The following is a 640-nucleotide window of genomic DNA, read 5'->3' as shown; positions in this document are numbered from 1 at the left end:
GAGTACCGCAACGGTTTTCTCTACAAGCGTTGCCGTGGCGAGGCGGTGTGGATCTATCGGCGCAATGCCGAGGGCGCAGTCACCGAAGCGGTCGATCCCGACGGTCAGGTCACCCATTACTACTACAACCTGCGCGGCCAGTTGCTGTCGCTGCGTTACCCGGACAGCAGCCGCCATCGCTGGGTGTGGAATGAACTCGGCCAGCTCATCGAGGAAACTCTGCCCGACGGTGGCGTGCGGCGCTTTTCCTACGATGCGCTGGGGCGAAGGACCACCACACAGGACGAGTTTGGCGTCATCAGCCGTCAGCAGTGGGACGCCGTTGGCCGGCTGATCCTGACGACTTCTCCTACGGGCGCCAGTCGCGCCTACAGCTACGGCGCTTACGGTCAGGTCACTGCCGAACGCGATGAACTGGGGCGCATCACCCGCTACGAATATGACGACGACCTGCACCTGGTTTCCCGGCGAATCAACCCCGACGGCACTCGCGTGCAGTACCGCTACGACCATGCGCAGTTGCTGCTCACCGAGATCGAAAACGAATCGGGCGAAAAGTACCACCTGGATTACACGCCCACCGGGCTGATCCGCGAGGAAAGCGGCTTCGACGGGCGACGCACCGCTTACGCCTACGACC

General features: G+C 62.8%; 1 pseudogene. It reads left to right on the top strand.

Annotation, left to right across the window (positions count from 1 at the left end):
• Positions 1-640: pseudogene (locus tag HU743_RS27020) on the top strand (RHS repeat protein); the annotation flags it as partial.

The sequence above is a fragment of the Pseudomonas sp. SWRI99 genome, assembly GCF_014270125.1.
Lineage (GTDB): Bacteria > Pseudomonadota > Gammaproteobacteria > Pseudomonadales > Pseudomonadaceae > Aquipseudomonas > Aquipseudomonas hamedanensis.
Note: the sequence above shows the minus strand (reverse complement) of the source record. Positions and strands in the feature narration are given on the sequence as shown.